Genomic DNA, 19231 nt, shown 5'->3' with positions numbered 1-19231 from the left:
GGAGACACGGACATGACACAGAATACATTTCTCATCACCGGCGCATCGGATGGCATCGGCGCGGTCTATGCCGAACGTCTGGCAAAACGCGGCCATGATCTCATTCTCGTGGCGCGGCGTGCCGAAAAGCTGAAGGCGCTCGCCGCACAGCTGGAAAAGGATCATCACATCGCGGTCGAGGTTCTCTCCGCCGATCTTTCCAGGGCGGAAGACCTCGAAAAAGTCGAGGTCCGGCTGCGTGACGACCGGCGGATTACCGGCCTCGTCAACAATGCCGGCATTGCCGGCGAGGGCGCGATCACGGCGCTGGACCCGGCCTATGTGACGACGATGATCAACCTCAACATTCTTGCCGTCACCCGGCTTGCGGCGGCCATCGCACCGCGCCTTGCCGCCGATGGCAAGGGCACGATCATCAACATCACTTCGGTCACGGCGCTGATGCCGGCGGCATTCACCGCCGTCTATCCGGCCACCAAGGCCTTCGTACTTGCCTTCACCGAGGCGCTGCAGGCGCAGCTTTCGCCTTCCGGCGTGCGGGTTCAGGCCGTCCTGCCCGGCATCACCCGCACGGCGATCTGGGAAGAGGAAAGGCTCGACGCCATCCCGGCCGCCATGGTCATGGATGTTTACGAGATGGTGGATGCGGCCCTTGCCGGTCTCGATCTCGGCGAAGCGCTGACCATTCCTTCCCTGCCGGATACGGCCGATCTCGAAAATTTCCTTGCAGCGCGCGCGGCGTTAAGGCCCAATCTGTCGCATGCACTTGCCGCCAGCCGGTATCGTGCAGCCAAAACCGAATAGAGGGAGACGTATCATGATCCTCGGACTGACCATTCCCCAATTCACGGCATTGCATGTGGGCTTAAGCTTCATCGGCATTGCCACCGGACTGATCGCCCTGCCCGCTTATGCGGCGGGGCGGTGGATGCCCCGCATGATGGCGATTTTCCTCGTCACCACGCTCGCCACCACGCTTACCGGCTTCCTGTTTCCAATCGGAAATTTCACACCGGCACTCGGCGTCGGCATCATCTCGACCCTCGTTCTGGCAATCGCACTGGTTGCGCTTTATGGATACGGTCTGAATGGCAGGGCGCGCATCATTTATACGATCACCGCCACGATCAGCCTTTATCTCAATATGTTCGTGTTGATCGTTCAGGCTTTTCTCAAGGTCGAAACACTCAACAACCTGGCGCCGAACGGCAATGAACCGCCCTTCGTGGTCGCCCAGACGGTTCTGCTTGTTGCAGCCATCTGTCTCGGCTGGAAGGCGACGCGCCGCAGGCTCGCCGTCTGAAGCGAGCCTGAATTCGAACCGGTTTTCGCGAACATGCCTTGTGCCCCAATATTTCGGGCGCAAGGCATGTTTTTGCATGTCAAATACAGGCGATCTCCGCCCACCCGTCACAAAACGAAGAAATCCCGCCTCTAGGATTTCCTTCCGAACCTTTCCTGAAAATACGGCAGGAGACATTCGGAAACGAGGGCGGTTCACGCCCTTGCAAAAATACAATATACATTATATGATAATATATATTAAATTATTACAACAGGAGATGCCGATGAATGCCGTGAAGATCAACGAGCGTCTGACAGTTGCGGGCCAGCCGATGATCGCCGATTTCCCATCGCTCTCCGCCCAGGGTTATAAAAGCATCATCAACGCCCGGCCTGATGGTGAAGAGCCCGGCCAGCCGGGCAATGCGCAGGAAAAAAGCGCCGCCAGCGCGGCGGGCATGGATTATGGTTTCATCCCGGTCAGCGGCCCAACCATTACCGAAGCCGATATCCGCGCCTTCCAGCAGAAAATGGCGGAAGCGGAAGGCCCCGTTTTTGCCCATTGCAAGGGCGGCACCCGCGCGCTCACGCTTCATGTTCTTGGGGAAGCACTGGATGGGCGCATCGAAAGGGACGATATCGAGGCTTTCGGCAAGGCGCATGGCTTTGACCTTTCCGGCGCCACCCGCTGGCTGGAACGGCGCGCAGCGGCGGTTCCGCACGTCAAGGCATTCTTCGATCCGCGCACATGGAGCGTGCAATATGTCGTGTCCGATCCCTCGACCGGGCGCTCCGCCATTATCGACCCGGTCTATGATTTCGATGAGAAATCCGGCGCAACCGGAACGATGAATGCCGACGCCATTCTGGACTATGTTGAGAGCCAGGGTCTGTCGGTGGAATGGATTCTCGATACCCATCCGCATGCCGACCATTTTTCCGCCGCCCATTATCTGAAGCAGAAGACCGGCGCGCAGACGGCGATCGGCGCGAAAGTCACCGGCGTGCAAAAGCTCTGGCAGGAGAAATACAACTGGCCGGATCTCGAAACCGACGGCTCGCAATGGGACCGGCTGTTCGAGGCGGGCGACAGGTTCAATATCGGCTCCCTTGAAGCGCGCGTGCTGTTTTCGCCCGGCCACACGCTCGCCTCCGTGACCTATGTGGTAGGTAATGCCGCCTTTGTGCATGATACGCTTTTCATGCCCGATTCCGGCACCGCGCGCGCCGATTTCCCCGGCGGCAGCGCCAGGGAACTCTGGGCGTCGATCCAGGACATTCTCGCCCTTCCCGATGAAACACGGCTTTTCACCGGCCACGATTATCAGCCCGGCGGCCGCGCGCCTAAATGGGAAAGCACGGTCGGCGAACAGAAACGCAGCAATCCGCATCTTGCCGGCATGACGGAGGAGGGCTTCATCCGTCTCAGAGAAGCGCGGGATCGCACATTGCCGATGCCGAAGCTCATTCTCCACGCCCTGCAGGTAAATATTCGCGGCGGCCGCCTGCCGGAGCCGGAAGCGAATGGCAAGCGTTACCTGAAATTCCCGCTCGACGTGCTGGAGGGCAGCATATGGTAAAGGAAAACGCGCTGGAAAAGCACCGGCATCTTGCAGAAATCCCTCTCCCCGCCATGGAAGAGCGGGCTGTCGAGGTCGCGCTGCTTCTGAAAACGCTTGCCCATCCCGCGCGGCTGATGCTCGCCTGCACGCTGGCGCAGGGGGAATTTTCCGTCGGTGAGCTGGAGGTCAAGCTGGATATTCGCCAGCCAACGCTTTCCCAGCAGCTGGGCGTCCTGCGGGAAGCCGGCGTGGTCGAAACCCGGCGCGACGCCAAGCAAATCTTCTACCAACTGAGCGAAGCGAAAGCGGCGCAACTGATCGAGGCCCTTTACACCATATTCTGCGCGCCGGAGGAGGAGACCCTGTGAGCCCCTACTGGCCCTCTCTTTTCGGTGGCATGCTGCTCGGTCTTGCCAGCATTCTGCTGTTTCTTTTCAACGGCCGCATTGCCGGCATCAGCGGGATAATGGGAAAAATGCTCGGCAGGGAGCGGCGTCTTGCCGATCTCGCCTTCGTCGCCGGCTTGCTGGCCGGGCCTTATATCCATGCCGCCGCATTCGGCCGGCTGCCTGCCGTCACCATAGTTTCACCATGGCCGCTCATCCTCATTGCCGGCCTGCTGGTGGGTTTCGGAACGCGCATGGGCTCCGGCTGCACCTCCGGCCATGGCATCATCGGGCTGGCGCGATTTTCCCGGCGCTCCATCGCCGCGACCGCCACCTTCCTGATTACCGGCATTTGCGCCGCGACGATAGTGGGAGCCCTGTCATGAAAAACCCTGTCGCGGCGCGTGTTGCCCTAGCATTGGTCGCAGGGGCACTGTTCGGCTTCGGCCTCTCGCTGTCCGGCATGGTGGATCCGGCTCGTGTTTCCGGTTTTCTCGATGTGGCGAGCGGCCATTGGGACGCGAGCCTGATATTCGTTCTCGGTGGTGCAGTGATGGTTGCCGTGCCGGGTGTGCTGCTCAGCCGACGTCTTGCCAAGCCCATCCTCACTGAGGATTTCAGCCTTCCGGCAAAAACCCGCATCGACCGACCGCTCATAACAGGCTCGGCCATTTTCGGCGTCGGTTGGGGGCTTGCCGGTTTCTGCCCCGGCCCGGCACTATCGGCCCTCGCCCTCGGGCTGATGCCGGTCGTTCTTTTCGTCGGCGCCATGATTGCCGGCATGCTAGTCCACGACCGCCTCTATTCAAAGCAGCCATAACGCAAACGCTCGTTCGGCGCGCGGGGAACGGGCAGTCGCGCGGGGCTGGAACGCTCCCGCGCGACGGCGTGTGATTAGAGGTCGATCAGGCTTTTTCCCGTCATTTCCGGCGGCAGCGGCACATTCATCAGTTGCAGCAGGGTGGGCGCGACATCGGCAAGAATGCCGTCATGCAGCTTCGCACCTTCCGGACCGCCGAAAAGGATCACCGGCACCGGATTGGTGGTGTGCGCCGTATGCGGGCCACCGGTCACCGGGTCGACCATGGTTTCGCAATTGCCGTGGTCGGCAATGACAAGCATTGCGCCACCCACTTTTTCGAGGGCGGCAACGACCGCACCAAGCCCGCGATCCACGGCTTCACAGGCCTTGATTGCGGCCTGCAGATCGCCGGTATGACCGACCATATCGGGGTTAGCGTAATTGGTGACGATCAGATCGTAACCCTTGCCGATCGCCTCAACGAATTTTTCCGTCACTTCCGGCGCACTCATCTCCGGCTGCAGATCGTAAGTCGCAACCTTCGGCGATTTCGGCATGAAGCGGTCTTCGCCGACTTCCGGCTCTTCCTTGCCGCCATTCAGGAAGAAGGTGACATGCGGATATTTTTCCGTCTCGGCAAGGCGGAACTGCGTAAGCCCCTGCTTCGCCACCCATTCGCCCAGCGTATTGACGATATCGCGCTTGGGATAGGCCGTGGTCATGAAATCATTGTGCCGGGTGGAATATTCCACCATGCCAAGCAGCGCCGAAAGGACTGGCTTTTCGCGCGAAAAACCGTCGAAATCCTCCGCCCCGATGGCGAGCAGGATTTCACGGGCACGGTCGGCGCGGAAATTCAGGCAGAACAGGCCGTCGCCGGCCTTGAAGCCCTCATAGCCGTCGATCACCGTCGGCAGGATGAATTCGTCGGTGACGTTGTTTTTGTAGCTCTGGGCAACGGCGCTCACTGCATCGCGCGCGTGTTCGCCTTTCGCCAGAACCATGGCGTCATAGGCTTTCTCGACGCGCTCCCAGCGATTGTCGCGATCCATCGCATAATAGCGGCCGATCACCGTGCCGATGCTTGCCCCCTGCGGCAGGCTTGCCACCAGCGCCGCCACGAATTCTTCAGCCGATTGCGGCGCGACATCGCGGCCGTCGGTGATGGCATGCACCACCACCTTCAGGCCGTGGCTGATCATCAGCCTTACCGCCGCCTGACCGTGGAGAATATGACCATGGACGCCGCCATCGGAAACGACGCACATCAGATGCACCACACCGCCCGCGGCCTTCACCGTGGCGGCGAAATCGAGCATCGCCGCATTGCGGAAAAAGCTGCCATCCTCAATCGCCAGATCGATCTGGCCGAGATCCATGGCGACGATGCGGCCGGCGCCGATATTGGTGTGGCCGACTTCCGAATTGCCCATTTGCCCGGTGGGCAGACCGACATTCGGGCCGAAAGTGGTGAGCCTCGCATTCGGGCAGGTGGCGAAAAGCCGGTCCATGGTGGGCGTATTCGCCAGCACCGGCGCATTGCTGGATGTGTCCTCGTTCAGCCCCCAGCCATCGAGAATAGTCAGGACAACGGGTTTGGGAGTGCGCATGGGAGGACCTTCTTCTTCATTCGGTTGCCGGCGGAGGGCGGACCGCCGGGCACCGGAGCGCCCTCTTCCGCCACTATGATCATGATGAGAAAACATGCTTCTCGTTCTTCTCTTCTATACCCGAAGATGACGAACGCAAGCCTATACCGACAGCGAAACAGTTCCGTGAAGGTCGAAAACGCGGGCTAAGAAATGCGGTCATGACACGCATACACCCTCATTCCTGTGCTCGTCACAGGAATTCAGCCGAAGCGCGTCTGCGCGACGGAACGAGTCCTTTCAGCCCAAAGACTTGGGCTGGCTGGATCCCTGTGACGAGCACAGGGATGAGGGAGCACGGATCGCCTTCACTCGATGAAAATAAGCGCGGGCTTCTCCAGCAATGCCTTGACGGCCTGGATGAAGACCGCCGCATCCCACCCATCGACAACCCGGTGATCGAAGCTCGATGAGAGGTTCATCATCTTGCGCGGCACGAAGCGCGTCCCATCCCAGACCGGACGCGTCATGATCTTGTTGACGCCGATGATCGCCACTTCGGGGTGATTGATGATGGGTGTCGAGACCACACCGCCCAAGGCTCCCAGCGAACTGATGGTGATGGTGGAGCCCATCAGCTCTTCCCGATGCGCCGTGCCGGTGCGGGCGGCTTCGGCGACGCGTGCGACTTCGTCCGCGCATTCCCAAAGACCGAGCGTTTCCGTGTGGCGCACGACCGGAACGGTGAGGCCCGACGGCGTCTGCGTGGCGATGCCGATATGAACCGCTTCATAGTGGCTGACGACCGCTTTGTCGTCGTCAAAGGTGGCATTCATGCCGGGATGATCGGCAACGGCTTTCACCAGTGCACGCATCAGGAACGGCAGGATCGTCAGCTTCGGTTGCCCGGAACGGCGGTTGCCGTTCATGGTCGCGCGCAAATCCTCCAGATCGGTCACGTCGACTTCCTCGACATAGGTGATGTGGGGAATGCGGGAGGCGGAAAGCACCATCTTCTCGGCAATCTTGCGCCTGAGCCCGGTCACCTTCACCTCCTCGACAGCGCTATCGTGCGGCGCTATCGGCTCGGGGCGTTCCGGCCGGCCCCGCACGGTTAAAAACCCGTCGAGATCGGCATGGGTGATATGCCCGTCCGGCCCCGTTCCCTTGACCTTGGTGAGATCGATATCGAGATCGTCGGCGCGCTGGCGAACGGCGGGAGACGCCAACGGTTTATGATGCGGTTCGGCGGCAGGCGCCGGCGGCGCCTCCTCGGTCTCTCGCGCCGTCGGCTGGGCTTCAACGGGTGGAGGCGTGTCCGTCATGTCTGCAGGCGCTTCCGTCATCTGGGTCGGCGCTTCCGCTTCCGGCACGCTGCCATTGGGAGCGGCGGCCGCGACATCGGTTTCGATGCGCAGGAGCGGTGCCTTCACCGGCACGGTATTTCCGACCGTCACGGCGAGCCAGGTGACGACGCCCGCCACCGGGGATGGGATTTCCACCGTCGCCTTGTCGGTCATCACCGCGGCCAGCACCATGTCCTCATGGACGAGATCGCCCGGTTTGACGTTCCATTCCACCAGTTCGGCTTCCGCCACACCTTCACCGACATCGGGCATCGTGAGAACAAATTCCGCCATAATCAGGCCTCCATGACTTCGACAAGGGCGCGCCCGACGCGGGCAGGTCCCGGAAAATAGTCCCACTCCTGCGCATGGGGATAAGGCGTATCCCAGCCCGCAACGCGGACGACGGGGGCCTCAAGGTGATAAAAACAATGTTCCTGCACCAGTGACACGACTTCGGCCCCGAAGCCGGAGGTCAGCGTCGCCTCATGCACCATGACGCAGCGACCGGTCTTGGAGACGGACTTCACGATGGTATCGAGATCGAGCGGCAGCAGGCTGCGAAGATCGATGATCTCAGCATCCACACCCGTTTCTTCCGCCGCCGCCAGCGCCACATGCACCATGGTGCCATAAGCGATGACGGTGACAGCGTTTCCGGGACGGCGTATCTCGGCCTTGCCGATGGGAATGGTGTAGTGCCCTTCCGGCACCTCCCCCATCTCGTGCTTGGACCAGGGCGTTACCGGCCGGTCGTGATGCCCGTCGAAGGGACCGTTATAAAGCCGCTTCGGCTCCAGAAACATCACCGGGTCGGGGTCTTCGATGGATGCGATCAGCAGTCCCTTGGCGTCATAGGGATTGGAAGGGACCACCACCTTCAGCCCGCAGACGTGGGTGAAAAGCGCTTCCGGGCTCTGGCTGTGCGTCTGCCCGCCAAAAATGCCCCCGCCTGTCGGCATTCTGAGAACGATGGGGCAGGTGAAATCGCCATTGGAGCGATAGCGAATACGCGCCGCCTCCTGGGTGATCTGATCATAGGCGGGATACATGTAATCGGCGAACTGGATTTCGACACAGGGGCGCAGGCCATAAGCGGCCATGCCGATGGCCGTGCCGACAATGCCGGATTCGCTGATCGGCGCATCGAAACAGCGGGTCTTGCCGTATTTTCCCTGCAGCCCCTGCGTGGCGCGGAACACGCCGCCGAAATAGCCAACATCTTCGCCGAACACCACGACATCGTCGCTGCGCTCCATGGACACATCCATGGCACTGCGGACGGCTTCAATCATCGTCATTCTTGCCATGTCTTACCATCCTGCCTTCTGGCGCTGGCGGACGAGATGCGGCGGCATCTCGGCGTAGACGCCCTCGAAAATATCCTTTTTCGGCGGTTTTTTGCCTTCATGCAGCGTGCCGTGGCTTTCCGCTTCGCGTTGCGCTTCCAGCACTTCATCGGCAATTTCCGCCTCCGCCTGCCGGTGCCGCTCCTCCGACCAGACGCCGCGCAGGATGAGATGTTTTTTGAGCCTCAGAACTGGATCGCCCAGCGGCCATGCCTCGGACTCCGTCTTGGGGCGATAGGCGCTCGGATCGTCGGAGGTGGAATGGGCGCCGACACGATAGGTCACGTATTCGATCAGCGTCGGGCCGAGATTGCGGCGCGCCCGTTCCACTGCCCAGCGCGCCACGGCATAAACGGCGAGATAATCATTGCCGTCGACCCGCAGTGCGGGAATGCCGAAGCCCAGGCCGCGCGCCGCAAAGGTGCCGGAGCCGCCGCGCGCGATGCCCTGAAAGGTGGAAATCGCCCATTGGTTATTGACGATATTGAGAACCACCGGAGCCTTGTAGGTGGAGGCAAAGACCATCGCCGAGTGAAAATCGGACTCCGCCGTCGAACCGTCGCCGATCCAGGCGGCTGCGATCTTCGTATCGCCCTTGATGGCGGACGCCATCGCCCAGCCGACCGCCTGCACATATTGCGTGGCGAGGTTGCCTGATACGGTGAAGAAACCGTGCTCCTTCGAGGAATAGAGCACCGGCAATTGCCGCCCGTGCAGCGGGTCGAGTTCGTTGGAATAGATCTGGTTCATCATGGTGACGAGCGGATAGTCATCGGCGATCAGCAGCCCGGCCTGCCGGTAGGTCGGGAAATTCATGTCGCCTTTGGAAAGCGCCTTGCGGAAGGCGCAACTGACCGCCTCCTCCCCCAGATGCTGCATGTAAAAGGAAGTCTTGCCCTGTCGCTGCGCCATCAGCATGCGAGCATCGAAAGCCCGAAGCCGCATCATGTTTTTGAGGCCGACCAGCAATTCCTCGTCCGAAAGCAGCCCGGCCCACGGCCCGACGGCTTCACCCTGATGATTGAGGACGCGGATGATCGAATAAGCGAGATCGCGCATGCTTTCCGGCGCTGCATCCACATCCGGGCGCGGCACGCTGCCGGCCTTGGGTATCTTCACATTGGAGAAATCCGGCTCCCCGCCGGGCCGCACCGCAGGCTCCGGAACATGCAGGCTGAGATGTGGCGTTTCGGTTATATCCATTCTACTCCTCCGGCGGGCTAGCGCGCCCTATAATTCCGTCATTCCGGCCTTGAGCCGGAATCCAGCCGACGCGCGTCTGCGCGTCGGGAAGACTCTTTTCAGCCCAAGGACTTGGGCTGACTGGATACCGGCTCAAGGCCGGTATGACGGAGGTTTTTCCTTTCCAATCATCAGCCTCACAAATTCCGCGCGATCACCATCCGCTGGACATCGCTGGTCCCCTCGTAAATCTGGCAGATGCGTACATCGCGATAGATCCGCTCCACCGGATAATCCGCCATGTAGCCGTAACCGCCGTGAATCTGGATGGCGTCCGAGCAGACCCGCTCCGCCATTTCGGAAGCGAAGAGCTTGGCCATCGAGGCCTCCGAAAGACAGGGTTCACCCGCTTCCTTCAGCGCCGCCGCATGCAGCATCAGCTGCCGCGCCGCCTCAATGCGCGTCGCCATGTCCGCGAGGCGAAACGCCACCGCCTGATGCTCCACGATTGCCTGCCCGAAGGCCTTGCGCTCGCGGGCATAATCCCGCGCCGCCTCGAAGGCGGCCTGCGCCATGCCAACCGCCTGCGCGGCGATGCCGATGCGGCCGCCTTCCAGATTGGCGAGCGCGATGCGATAACCCTGCCCCTCTTCGCCCAGTCGCAGTTCGACTGGGACCGCCATGTCGGTGAAGGCGATCTGGCAGGTATCGGACGAATGCAGGCCGAGTTTTTCCTCGACCCGGATGACCTCGTAACCCGGCGTATCGGTCGGCACGATGAACGCGCTGATGCCCTTCTTGCCCGCCGCCGCATCGGTAACGGCAAAGACGATGACGACATCGCCATTTTTGCCCGAGGTGATGAACTGCTTCGCGCCATCGAGAATATATCGATCACCATCGCGCCGGGCGCGGGTCTTGAGGTTGGACGCATCTGAACCGGCCTGCGGTTCGGTCAGCGCAAAACCACCGATCCATTCGCCGGAAGCCAGTTTAGGCAAGAAGCGCTGCTTCTGGTCTTCCGTGCCGAATTTCAGGATCGGCACGCAACCGACCGAATTATGCACACTCATGATGGTGGAACAGGCCCCGTCGCCGGTAGCGATTTCCTCCAGCGCCAAAGCATAGGCAACAGCGCCGGTTTCCGACCCGCCATAGTCCTCGGAGACAAGCATACCAAGGAAGCCGAGATCTCCCATCTCCTTCAGTTCGTCTTTCGGAAACCGGCTTTCCCGATCACGCGAAGCAGCCCCGGGGGCAAGCCGCTCGCGGGCGAAATCGCGGGCCATGTCCCTGATCTGCTGCTGGGCTTCGTTCAGGATCATCGCCGCCTCCCTTAATGTCGCTCGATGCCGAGCGCGGTTGCTTCGCCACCGCCGATGCAGACGGCGGCCACGCCGCGTTTCAGCCCGTGGCGCTGCAGGGCCGCCAGCAGGGTGACAACGATCCTGGCGCCGGAAGCGCCGATCGGGTGGCCGAGAGCGCAGGCGCCGCCATGCACATTCACCTTGTCATGCGGCAGATCGAGATCGCGCATCGCCGCCATCGCCACCACGGCAAAGGCCTCGTTGATTTCGAAGAGATCGACATCCTTCGCCGCCCAGCCGGTTTTTCCGAATAGCTTTTTTATCGCGCCGATGGGAGCCGTTGGATATCCGGCGGGCGCATCCGCATAGGAGGCCTGACCGATGATCGTCGCCAGTGGTGAAAGGCCCCGCCTTTCCGCTTCGGAGCGACGCATGAGAACAAGAGCGGCCGCACCATCGGAAATCGAACTGGAATTGGCGGCCGTCACCGTTCCGCCATCGCGGAAGGCGGGTTTCAGCTGCGGGATTTTTTCCGGCTTCGCCTTGGCAGGCTGCTCGTCCACCGAGATATCCCCGACGGGCGCTATTTCCGCTTCGAACGCACCTTCCGGTATGGCGCGTCGCGCCCGTTCCAGTGAGGCAAGCGCAAAATCATCCTGCATGGCGCGGGTGAACTGATAAGCTTCGGCGCAATCTTCCGCGAAAGTCCCCATCAGCCGGCCCTTGTCATAGGCGTCCTCGAGGCCATCCAGAAACATGTGGTCAGTGAGCTTACCATGGCCGAGACGATAGCCGTTCCGCGCGCGGTCCAGCAGATAAGGCGCGTTGCTCATGCTTTCCATGCCACCCGCCAGCACGATCGAAGAGCTTCCCGCCGTAAGCTGGTCATGCCCCAGCATGATTGCTTTCATGCCCGAGCCGCACATCTTGTTGATGGTCGTCGCGCCAACCGAGTTGGGGATTCCGGCGGCAATGGCCGCCTGTCTGGCCGGAGCCTGCCCCTGTCCGGCCGTAAGCACGCAGCCCATCAGCACATCGTCAATATCAGAAAACGGAACAGCGGCCCGTTCGACGGCCGCGCGGATCGCCGCCGCCCCTAGCTCAGGCGCGGCCACCGATTTGAATTCGCCCTGGAACCCACCCATAGCAGTACGGGCGGCCCCGACGATCACGACAGGGTCATGCACAGCCAAATTCACCTCCCTTGGCCATTCTCCCGTTTGAGAAAACAACCATCGTCGTGATCTCCTCCAGACCTCGACTGACGTGAACGCTATCACTATCTCGAATTCATTTCAAAGCTATTTTGATTGACAGTTTTTTGATTGACGATATCTTTGATCCAACAATTAGTCATATCATAGAGCAAATGATCCATGATTGAGCTCGACAGTTTCGACCGGAAGATTCTGCATGTGCTCGGCGATGACGGGCGGGTGAGCTGGCGCGATCTGGCGGCCCGCATCGGTCTTTCCTTCACACCGACGCTGCGACGCGTGCGCAAGCTGGAAGAGGAAGGCATCATTCGCGGTTATACCGCCGTGTTCGATGAGAACCGGCTGCTCGGCAATATGGGCGTCTTCATCTCCGTCACGCTGGAACGGCAGATCAAGGAAGCGCTGACGACCTTCGAACACCATGTCGCCTCCATTCCGGAAGTGGTGGGGGGTTATCAGACCAGCGGCAGCTCGGATTATCTGATCCACGCCATGGTGCGGGATTTGCCGCATTATCAGGAGCTACTGGATTTCCTGACCACGGTTCCCGGCGTGTCGCGCATCCAGTCCAATTTCGCCATCAAGACATTCGTGCGCCGTTCCGCCGCCTTCACCGGGGGTGACACGCCGTAATCGAGGGTTGCCGGCGCGGAGGAGGCGCCGGCTGCTGACAAAAGGGACGGCATGCCGTCCGGAGGAGGAGACGCGATGAGTTTGAACCTCGCCGCTATTTTCGATGCCGATCTCGGCCCGGAAATCGCAGCATTGCGCGACAGCGCAAGTGCATTCGTAGACGATAAAATCGCCCCTTTGGCGGCGGAGATCGACCGCGAAGACCGTTTTCCACGCAAGCTCTGGCCGGAAATGGGCCAACTCGGTCTGCACGGCATAACCGTTTCGGAAGAGTTCGGCGGTGCCGACATGGGCTATCTCGCCCATTGCGTGGCGATGGAGGAGATAAGCCGCGCTTCCGCTTCCATCGGCCTTTCCTACGGCGCTCATTCCAACCTCTGTATCAACCAGATTCACCGCTGGGGAACGCAAGAGCAGAAGCACAGATATCTGCCGAAGTTGGTCTCCGGCGAGCATGTCGGTTCACTCGCCATGAGCGAGACTGAGGCCGGTTCGGATGTCGTCTCAATGCGGCTGAAGGCGGAGCGCAAAGGCGACCGCTATGTGCTGAACGGCGCGAAAATGTGGATCACCAACGGCCACGAGGCCGATACGCTGGTGGTTTACGCCAAGACGGATATGTCGGCCGGCCCTCGCGGTATCACGGCCTTCCTGATCGAAAAGAGCTTCAAGGGGTTTCGCCCGGCCCAGAAACTCGACAAGCTCGGCATGCGCGGCTCACCTACATCCGAACTGGTGTTCGAGGATTGCGAGGTGCCGGAAGAGAACATTCTCGGCCGCCTCAATGACGGCGTGACGGTGCTGATGAGCGGACTGGATTACGAGCGCGCCGTGCTGGCCGCCGGCCCTGTTGGCATCATGCAGGCGGCCATCGATCTGGTGCTGCCCTATGCCCGCGAGCGCAAGCAATTTGGCAAAGCTATCGGCGAATTCCAGCTGGTGCAGGGCAAGCTCGCCGATATCTACTCGTCCATGAATGCGTCCCGTGCCTATGTCTACGCCGTGGCCCGTGCCTGCGACAATGGCCGCATCACGAGGCAGGATGCTGCCGGCGCGATCCTCTTTGCCGCCGAGCGGGCGACGCAGGTGGCGCTGGATGCGATCCAGCTTCTTGGCGGTTCCGGTTATGTCAATGAAAGCCCGGCCGGAAGGCTGCTGCGCGACGCCAAGCTTTACGAGATCGGTGCTGGCACCAGCGAAATTCGCCGGATGCTGATCGGCCGCGAACTGGTCAAGGGCAACGGGTGAGGACACGCGATGAAGCTAACATCCAGTCTGAACCGCGATCCAACCTTTGCCGCCAATGTGGAATTCATGTCGGGTCTGGTGGATGACCTGCGCCAGCACGTCGAAAAAATCTCCCGAGGCGGCGGCGACAAGGCTCGCGAACGGCATCTTTCCCGCGGCAAATTGCTGGCTCGCGACCGGATCGAAGCCCTTCTCGATCCCGGCAGTCCATTCCTCGAATTCTCGCAATTTGCAGCTTACGAAGTCTATGACGAACCCGTTCCCGCCGCCGGCATTGTCACCGGCATCGGCCGCGTCTCGGGCCGCGAATGTGTGATCGTCGCCAATGATGCGACGGTGAAAGGCGGCACCTATTATCCGCTGACGGTGAAGAAACACCTGCGCGCGCAGGAAATCGCCACGGAGAACCGCCTGCCCTGCATCTATCTGGTGGATTCCGGCGGCGCGAACCTGCCCAATCAGGACGAGGTGTTTCCCGACCGCGATGATTTCGGCCGCATCTTCTACAATCAGGCCAATATGTCGGCGGAAGGCATCGCCCAGATCGCCGTGGTGATGGGCAGTTGCACGGCGGGCGGGGCCTATGTGCCTGCCATGAGCGACCAGTCCGTCATCGTCAAAAATCAAGGCACGATCTTCCTCGGCGGCCCGCCGCTGGTGAAGGCCGCGACCGGCGAGGTAGTGAGCGCGGAAGAACTTGGCGGCGCCGACGTGCACTCCCGCCAATCCGGCGTCACCGATCATTATGCCCATTACGACCGCCACGCGCTGGCGCTGACCCGGCGGATCGTTTCCACCCTCAACCGCCGCAAACAGGTGGAGCTGGATATTCGCGAGCCGACGGAGCCGCTTTATCCGGCAGATGAACTTTATGGCATCGTACCCGCCGATATGCGAAAACCCTTCGAGGTGCGGGAGATCATCGCGCGTCTGGTGGACGGTTCCGAATTCGATGAGTTCAAGGCGCTTTACGGCACGACTTTGGTCTGCGGTTTCGCCCATATCCATGGCTATCCGGTTGGTATCGTCGCCAATAACGGCATTCTTTTCTCGGAATCAGCGCTCAAAGGCGCACATTTCATCGAACTCTGCTGCCAGCGCGGTATTCCCCTCGTTTTCCTGCAAAACATCACCGGCTTCATGGTCGGCAAGGCCTATGAGGCTGGTGGTATCGCCAAGGATGGCGCCAAGCTCGTGACTGCAGTCGCTTCAGCCAAAGTGCCGAAATTTACCGTCATCATCGGCGGCTCCTTCGGGGCCGGCAATTACGGCATGTGCGGCCGCGCCTATTCACCGCGCTTTTTGTGGATGTGGCCGAATGCCCGCATTTCCGTGATGGGCGGCGAACAGGCGGCATCCGTCTTGGCGCAAATCCGCCGAGACGGCATCGAGGCCGATGGCCGCCACTGGTCGAAGGAAGGGGAAGAGGCGTTCAAGCAGCCGATCCGGGAAAAATACGAGCGGGAGGGACATCCCTATTATGCCAGCGCGCGACTTTGGGACGATGGTATCATCGACCCGAAGGATACCCGTTTTGTGCTCGGTCTCGGATTGTCCGCCGCGCTCAATGCACCGATTGAACCCACCCGTTTCGGCATATTCAGGATGTGAGGCGACCATGTTCTCGAAAATACTGATCGCCAACAGGGGCGAAATCGCCTGCCGCATCATCCGCACCGCCGCCAGGATGGGCATCCGCACCGTCGCAGTCTATTCGGACGCCGACCGTGACGCCATGCATGTGGCGCTTGCCGACGAGGCCATCGCCATTGGCGCAGCACCCGCGCGAGCCTCCTATCTCGACGGCGAAAAAATCATCGCCGCCGCAAAAGCCAGCGGCGCGCAAGCCATTCATCCGGGCTACGGTTTCCTTTCGGAAAATACCGGTTTCGCCGAAGCCTGCGCCGCCGCCGATCTCGTTTTCATTGGCCCACCGGCAGCGGCAATCCGCGCCATGGGCGGGAAAAGCGAGGCAAAGGCGCTGATGGCAAAGGCCGGCGTTCCGGTCGTTCCCGGCTATCATGGTGACGAACAATCGGAAAAACGACTGGCAAGCGAGGCGGACAAGATCGGTTATCCGGTGCTGCTCAAGGCCTCGGCCGGCGGCGGCGGCAAGGGCATGCGTATCGTCCGGCAAAAGCGCGACTTCGCAGCGGAGCTTGCGGGCGCAAAACGCGAAGCACTGGCCGCCTTCGGCAATGACCGCATGCTGATCGAAAAATACCTCGAGCGACCGCGTCATGTGGAAGTGCAGGTCTTTGCCGATGGCCACGGCAATTGTGTTTCGCTTTTCGAGCGCGACTGCTCGATCCAGCGCCGGCACCAGAAGGTCATAGAGGAAGCCCCTGCCCCCGGCCTGCCCGATGCGCTTCGGCAGCGCATGTATGAAGCGGCGGTCGCCGCCGCCCGCGCCATCGATTATCGCGGCGCGGGAACGGTGGAATTCCTGCTCGACCCTTCCGGCGACTTCTATTTCATGGAAATGAATACGAGGCTTCAGGTCGAACATCCGGTCACGGAATATATTACCGGTCTCGACTTGGTCGAATGGCAGATACGCGTCGCCAACGGAGAGGCCCTGCCGGAAGACTGGACCGGTCTCAGCATAAACGGCCATGCCATCGAGGCGCGGATTTATGCCGAAGACCCGGCGCATGATTTCCTGCCGTCGATCGGCACCATCAGCCATCTGGTTTTTCCCGATCATGGCCCTCATGTCAGGATCGACAGCGGCATCCGCGCCGGCGACGCCATCACCGTGCATTACGATCCGATGATCGCCAAGCTGATCGTCTGGGACCGTGATCGCCCATCGGCGGTACGGCGTCTGCGGTTGGCGCTCGAAAATCTGGCGATCTGCGGCGTCACCAGCAATGCCGCCTTTCTGACGCGGCTTGCGGGACTGGCGGCCTTCGCGAACGCCGATCTCGACACCGGTTTCATCGCCCGTAATGAAGCGGCACTGTTTGCTCCGGCAGCAACGGCCGGGAACGAGATAGCCATGGCCGCGCTTGGCCTGCTACTTGCGCGGCAAAAAAACGGAAAGCCGGGTTCGCAGGCCGATCCCCATAGCCCGTGGAACACGACGGCCGCCTTCCGCCTCAACGCGCCGGCAAGGGAAACGCTGTATTTCGTGTTTGACAACCAGCCGCTTGGCGTCGGCGTCACGCACGCGGCGGACGGCTTTTCGCTGGAGATCGACGGACGGGCAATCAGCGCCTATGGCAACCTTTTCGAGGACGGTAAATTCCGTGCGACCGTGGAAGATAAGAAAAGACAGGGCCATTTCTTTGCAGAGGATGGCCGTTACGCACTTTTTCTGGATGGCGAGCATTATCGCATCAACCAGCCGGATCCGGTCGATATCGCGGATTCCACTCCCCATACCGGCGGTCTGGAAGCACCCATGCCCGGCGTCATCCGCGCCTTGCTGAGCAGCAACAGTGCCGCGGTTGAGGCCGGCGAGGCACTTGTGGTGATGGAGGCGATGAAAATGGAGCACACGATCCGGGCACCGGCGAAAGGCACCGTCACGGCCATCAATTGCAACGAGGGCGATATGGTCGCGGCCGGTGCGGTGCTGGTGGATTTCGAGCCGGAGGGCGGCTGAAATGAATTGGCCCCGAAGGGTAAAAATCGTCGAAGTGGGCGCGCGTGACGGCTTGCAGAACGAAAGCGCCGAGGTTCCAGCCGCCATCAAGATCGAGCTGATCGAACGGCTGGCCGCAGCCGGATTGACGGCGGTGGAAGCGGGCGCTTTCGTCTCACCCAAAAAAGTGCCGCAAATGGCGGGTTCGAAAGAGGTGTTCCAGGGCCTCGAAAGGCGACCCGGCACCGCCTATCCGGCGCTCGTTCCCAATATGAAAGGTTTCGAGGCCGCCCTTGATGCCGGTGTGACGGAAATCGCCGTTTTCGTCTCCGCATCCGAAGGGTTCAGCCAGCACAATATCGGCTGCTCGCGCGCCGAAAGCCTTGAGCGCCTGCGCGATGTCGCATCAGCCGCGGCCGGCCGGAACATCCTCATTCGCGGTTATGTCTCCTGCACAGCCGGCTGCCCCTATGACGGTACGGTTGCGCCCGATGAGGTGGCGGCGATGGCCGAGGCGCTTATCGGGCTTGGCTGTTACGAAATCTCGCTAGGCGATACGATCGGCATCGGCACAGCCGCGCAGGTTCGCAGCATTATCGAACGGGTATCGGTCCGCATCCCGCGTGAAAAACTCGCCATGCATTTCCACGATACCTATGGGCAGGGCGTCGCCAATGTGCTGGCCTCGCTGAATGAAGGTATCTCCGTCTTCGACAGTTCGGTGGCCGGGCTGGGCGGCTGCCCCTTTGCGCCGGGCGCCAGCGGCAATGTCGCCACCGAAGATGTCGTTTATCTGCTGCACGGGCTTGGCATTAAAACCGGTATCGACCTGATGGTGGTGGCGAAAACCGGAGACTGGATCAGCCGGCATCTCGGCAGACCGAATGCGGCCCGCGCCGGCAAGGCGCTGCTTGCGGCAAGACAGAAGGATGACGCGCATGGCGGATGAATTGCTGAGCGAAAGGCGCAAGGACGTTCTCTGGCTGACGCTCAACCGGCCGGAGGTGCACAATGCCTTGAATGCCGCGATGACGGACGCGCTGACGACGGCCATCCGCACTGCATCGGGTGATGGCGGCCTGCGCGCCGTGGTGATAACGGCTGCGGGAGACCGCAGCTTCTGCTCCGGGGCCGATCTGAAAGAAAGCGCCGGCGGCATGTTCCTCTCGCGGGACGGAACCAACCCTATTGCCGATGTGATGCGTGCCATCGAGGGCTGCGACAGGCCCGTCATCGCCCGCATCAACGGCCGGGTTCTGGCCGGCGGGCTTGGCCTCATCGCCGCCTGCGATCTCGCCTATGCCGCCGACAATGCCGAATTCGGCCTGCCGGAAGTCCGCGTCGGGCTTTTCCCGGCCATGGTGGCGGCGAAGCTTCTGGCGAAGATACCCCTTAGCCAGCTTCAGGAAATGGCCTATCTCGGCGCTGCGATAAACGCCGCTGATGCGGAGCGCCTTGGCCTCGTCAATCGGGTTGTCCCGTCGGCAGAACTCGATGGCGTGGTGGAAGATGTTCTCGCCCGGTTGCGGCAGAATGCGCCGGGCGCCATCGCGGCCGGAAAGGCGGCGTTGCTGAAGATGCGCGATATGCCCTCCAGCGAGCGGCTCGCCTTTGCCGAAAACGTCATCGCCACGATCAGCGGCAGCAACGAGGCGCGGGAGGGGCGATTGGCCTTTGCCGAAAAAAGGAAACCGCTCTGGGTGGAGTGATCGCCGCCATCTGTCCGGGCACCGGTTT

At 61.3% G+C, this 19231-nt stretch carries 18 protein-coding genes; 12 read left to right on the top strand and 6 right to left on the bottom strand.

From position 1 onward, the window contains the following. Positions 1–12: 12 nt before the first annotated feature. From ACQZ5G_RS12295 to ACQZ5G_RS12270, 6 genes are all read left to right on the top strand, one after another. Positions 13–804 (top strand): SDR family NAD(P)-dependent oxidoreductase, encoded by a 792-nt coding sequence (locus tag ACQZ5G_RS12295; protein WP_269829865.1) that lies wholly within the window; start codon positions 13–15, stop codon positions 802–804. A 13-nt stretch (positions 805–817) separates the two neighbouring features. Continuing rightward, positions 818–1303, top strand: coding sequence for a hypothetical protein (locus tag ACQZ5G_RS12290; RefSeq protein WP_003524730.1), 486 nt, complete (start codon positions 818–820; stop codon positions 1301–1303). Positions 1304–1568: 265 nt separating this feature from the next. Further along, on the top strand, positions 1569–2864 hold the full coding sequence (blh, locus tag ACQZ5G_RS12285) for a bifunctional sulfur transferase/dioxygenase Blh (RefSeq protein WP_448738168.1): 1296 nt from the start codon (positions 1569–1571) through the stop codon (positions 2862–2864). Continuing rightward, the gene (gene bigR, locus ACQZ5G_RS12280) at positions 2858–3214 is read left to right on the top strand and encodes a sulfite-sensing transcriptional repressor BigR (RefSeq protein ID WP_137004837.1); all 357 of its coding nucleotides are present in this window, start codon (positions 2858–2860) and stop codon (positions 3212–3214) included. The genes blh and bigR overlap by 7 nt, the downstream gene beginning before the upstream one ends. Beyond that, positions 3211–3618: a YeeE/YedE family protein gene (locus ACQZ5G_RS12275; RefSeq protein WP_448738169.1), complete on the top strand. Its 408-nt coding sequence runs from the start codon at positions 3211–3213 to the stop codon at positions 3616–3618. Before bigR ends, ACQZ5G_RS12275 begins: the two co-directional genes overlap by 4 nt. Next, the gene (locus ACQZ5G_RS12270; protein ID WP_448738170.1) at positions 3615–4052 is read left to right on the top strand and encodes a DUF6691 family protein; all 438 of its coding nucleotides are present in this window, start codon (positions 3615–3617) and stop codon (positions 4050–4052) included. The genes ACQZ5G_RS12275 and ACQZ5G_RS12270 overlap by 4 nt, the downstream gene beginning before the upstream one ends. Before the next feature lie 74 nt (positions 4053–4126). Here ACQZ5G_RS12270 and gpmI read toward each other — a convergent pair whose 3' ends face one another. The 6 genes from gpmI to ACQZ5G_RS12240 all read right to left on the bottom strand — a co-directional run bounded on the left by gpmI (position 4127) and on the right by ACQZ5G_RS12240 (position 12000). Beyond that, positions 4127–5644, bottom strand: a complete 1518-nt coding sequence (gene gpmI, locus ACQZ5G_RS12265) for a 2,3-bisphosphoglycerate-independent phosphoglycerate mutase (RefSeq protein WP_448738171.1) — start codon at positions 5642–5644, stop codon at positions 4127–4129. Between the two features lie 347 nt (positions 5645–5991). Beyond that, entirely contained in the window at positions 5992–7263 is a 1272-nt protein-coding gene (locus ACQZ5G_RS12260; RefSeq protein WP_448738172.1) for a dihydrolipoamide acetyltransferase family protein, read from the bottom strand. A gap of 2 nt (positions 7264–7265) precedes the next feature. After that, positions 7266–8279, bottom strand: coding sequence for an alpha-ketoacid dehydrogenase subunit beta (locus tag ACQZ5G_RS12255; protein ID WP_059753514.1), 1014 nt, complete (start codon positions 8277–8279; stop codon positions 7266–7268). 3 nt (positions 8280–8282) lie between these two features. Then, positions 8283–9521, bottom strand: coding sequence for a thiamine pyrophosphate-dependent enzyme (locus ACQZ5G_RS12250; RefSeq protein ID WP_448738173.1), 1239 nt, complete (start codon positions 9519–9521; stop codon positions 8283–8285). A gap of 176 nt (positions 9522–9697) precedes the next feature. Further along, the gene (locus tag ACQZ5G_RS12245; RefSeq protein WP_448738174.1) at positions 9698–10825 is read right to left on the bottom strand and encodes an acyl-CoA dehydrogenase family protein; all 1128 of its coding nucleotides are present in this window, start codon (positions 10823–10825) and stop codon (positions 9698–9700) included. Between the two features lie 11 nt (positions 10826–10836). After that, entirely contained in the window at positions 10837–12000 is a 1164-nt protein-coding gene (locus ACQZ5G_RS12240; protein WP_448738175.1) for an acetyl-CoA C-acyltransferase, read from the bottom strand. 183 nt (positions 12001–12183) lie between these two features. On the opposite strand from ACQZ5G_RS12240, the gene ACQZ5G_RS12235 reads away from it, so the two are divergent. The 6 genes from ACQZ5G_RS12235 (at position 12184) to ACQZ5G_RS12210 (ending at position 19203) form a co-directional block, all read left to right on the top strand. Then, entirely contained in the window at positions 12184–12657 is a 474-nt protein-coding gene (locus ACQZ5G_RS12235) for an Lrp/AsnC family transcriptional regulator (RefSeq protein WP_003524741.1), read from the top strand. Between the two features lie 75 nt (positions 12658–12732). Next, complete coding sequence (locus tag ACQZ5G_RS12230) at positions 12733–13905, top strand: isovaleryl-CoA dehydrogenase (RefSeq protein ID WP_448738176.1); 1173 nt, start codon at positions 12733–12735, stop codon at positions 13903–13905. Between the two features lie 9 nt (positions 13906–13914). Continuing rightward, complete coding sequence (locus ACQZ5G_RS12225) at positions 13915–15516, top strand: carboxyl transferase domain-containing protein (protein ID WP_448738177.1); 1602 nt, start codon at positions 13915–13917, stop codon at positions 15514–15516. A gap of 7 nt (positions 15517–15523) precedes the next feature. Next, the gene (locus ACQZ5G_RS12220) at positions 15524–17515 is read left to right on the top strand and encodes an acetyl/propionyl/methylcrotonyl-CoA carboxylase subunit alpha (protein ID WP_448738178.1); all 1992 of its coding nucleotides are present in this window, start codon (positions 15524–15526) and stop codon (positions 17513–17515) included. 1 nt (position 17516) lies between these two features. Then, complete coding sequence (locus tag ACQZ5G_RS12215; RefSeq protein ID WP_448738179.1) at positions 17517–18443, top strand: hydroxymethylglutaryl-CoA lyase; 927 nt, start codon at positions 17517–17519, stop codon at positions 18441–18443. Further along, positions 18433–19203: an enoyl-CoA hydratase-related protein gene (locus tag ACQZ5G_RS12210; RefSeq protein ID WP_448738180.1), complete on the top strand. Its 771-nt coding sequence runs from the start codon at positions 18433–18435 to the stop codon at positions 19201–19203. Before ACQZ5G_RS12215 ends, ACQZ5G_RS12210 begins: the two co-directional genes overlap by 11 nt. Positions 19204–19231: the final 28 nt, after the last annotated feature.

The sequence above is a fragment of the Agrobacterium sp. 22-214-1 genome (assembly GCF_053522465.1).
This window is presented reverse-complemented; position numbering and strand designations above follow the sequence as displayed.

Excerpts from the sequence above, each read along its gene's own strand:
- ACQZ5G_RS12260 (WP_448738172.1), bottom strand. The coding sequence starts at position 7,263 with ATGGCGGAATTTGTTCTCACGATGCCCGATGTCGGTGAAGGTGTGGCG.
- ACQZ5G_RS12225 (WP_448738177.1), top strand. The coding sequence starts at position 13,915 with ATGAAGCTAACATCCAGTCTGAACCGCGATCCAACCTTTGCCGCCAAT.
- ACQZ5G_RS12235 (WP_003524741.1), top strand. The coding sequence starts at position 12,184 with ATGATTGAGCTCGACAGTTTCGACCGGAAGATTCTGCATGTGCTCGGC.
- ACQZ5G_RS12290 (WP_003524730.1), top strand. The coding sequence starts at position 818 with ATGATCCTCGGACTGACCATTCCCCAATTCACGGCATTGCATGTGGGC.
- bigR (WP_137004837.1), top strand. The coding sequence starts at position 2,858 with ATGGTAAAGGAAAACGCGCTGGAAAAGCACCGGCATCTTGCAGAAATC.
- blh (WP_448738168.1), top strand. The coding sequence starts at position 1,569 with ATGAATGCCGTGAAGATCAACGAGCGTCTGACAGTTGCGGGCCAGCCG.
- ACQZ5G_RS12215 (WP_448738179.1), top strand. The coding sequence starts at position 17,517 with ATGAATTGGCCCCGAAGGGTAAAAATCGTCGAAGTGGGCGCGCGTGAC.
- ACQZ5G_RS12270 (WP_448738170.1), top strand. The coding sequence starts at position 3,615 with ATGAAAAACCCTGTCGCGGCGCGTGTTGCCCTAGCATTGGTCGCAGGG.
- gpmI (WP_448738171.1), bottom strand. The coding sequence starts at position 5,644 with ATGCGCACTCCCAAACCCGTTGTCCTGACTATTCTCGATGGCTGGGGG.
- ACQZ5G_RS12250 (WP_448738173.1), bottom strand. The coding sequence starts at position 9,521 with ATGGATATAACCGAAACGCCACATCTCAGCCTGCATGTTCCGGAGCCT.
- ACQZ5G_RS12245 (WP_448738174.1), bottom strand. The coding sequence starts at position 10,825 with ATGATCCTGAACGAAGCCCAGCAGCAGATCAGGGACATGGCCCGCGAT.
- ACQZ5G_RS12295 (WP_269829865.1), top strand. The coding sequence starts at position 13 with ATGACACAGAATACATTTCTCATCACCGGCGCATCGGATGGCATCGGC.
- ACQZ5G_RS12220 (WP_448738178.1), top strand. The coding sequence starts at position 15,524 with ATGTTCTCGAAAATACTGATCGCCAACAGGGGCGAAATCGCCTGCCGC.
- ACQZ5G_RS12255 (WP_059753514.1), bottom strand. The coding sequence starts at position 8,279 with ATGGCAAGAATGACGATGATTGAAGCCGTCCGCAGTGCCATGGATGTG.
- ACQZ5G_RS12210 (WP_448738180.1), top strand. The coding sequence starts at position 18,433 with ATGGCGGATGAATTGCTGAGCGAAAGGCGCAAGGACGTTCTCTGGCTG.
- ACQZ5G_RS12230 (WP_448738176.1), top strand. The coding sequence starts at position 12,733 with ATGAGTTTGAACCTCGCCGCTATTTTCGATGCCGATCTCGGCCCGGAA.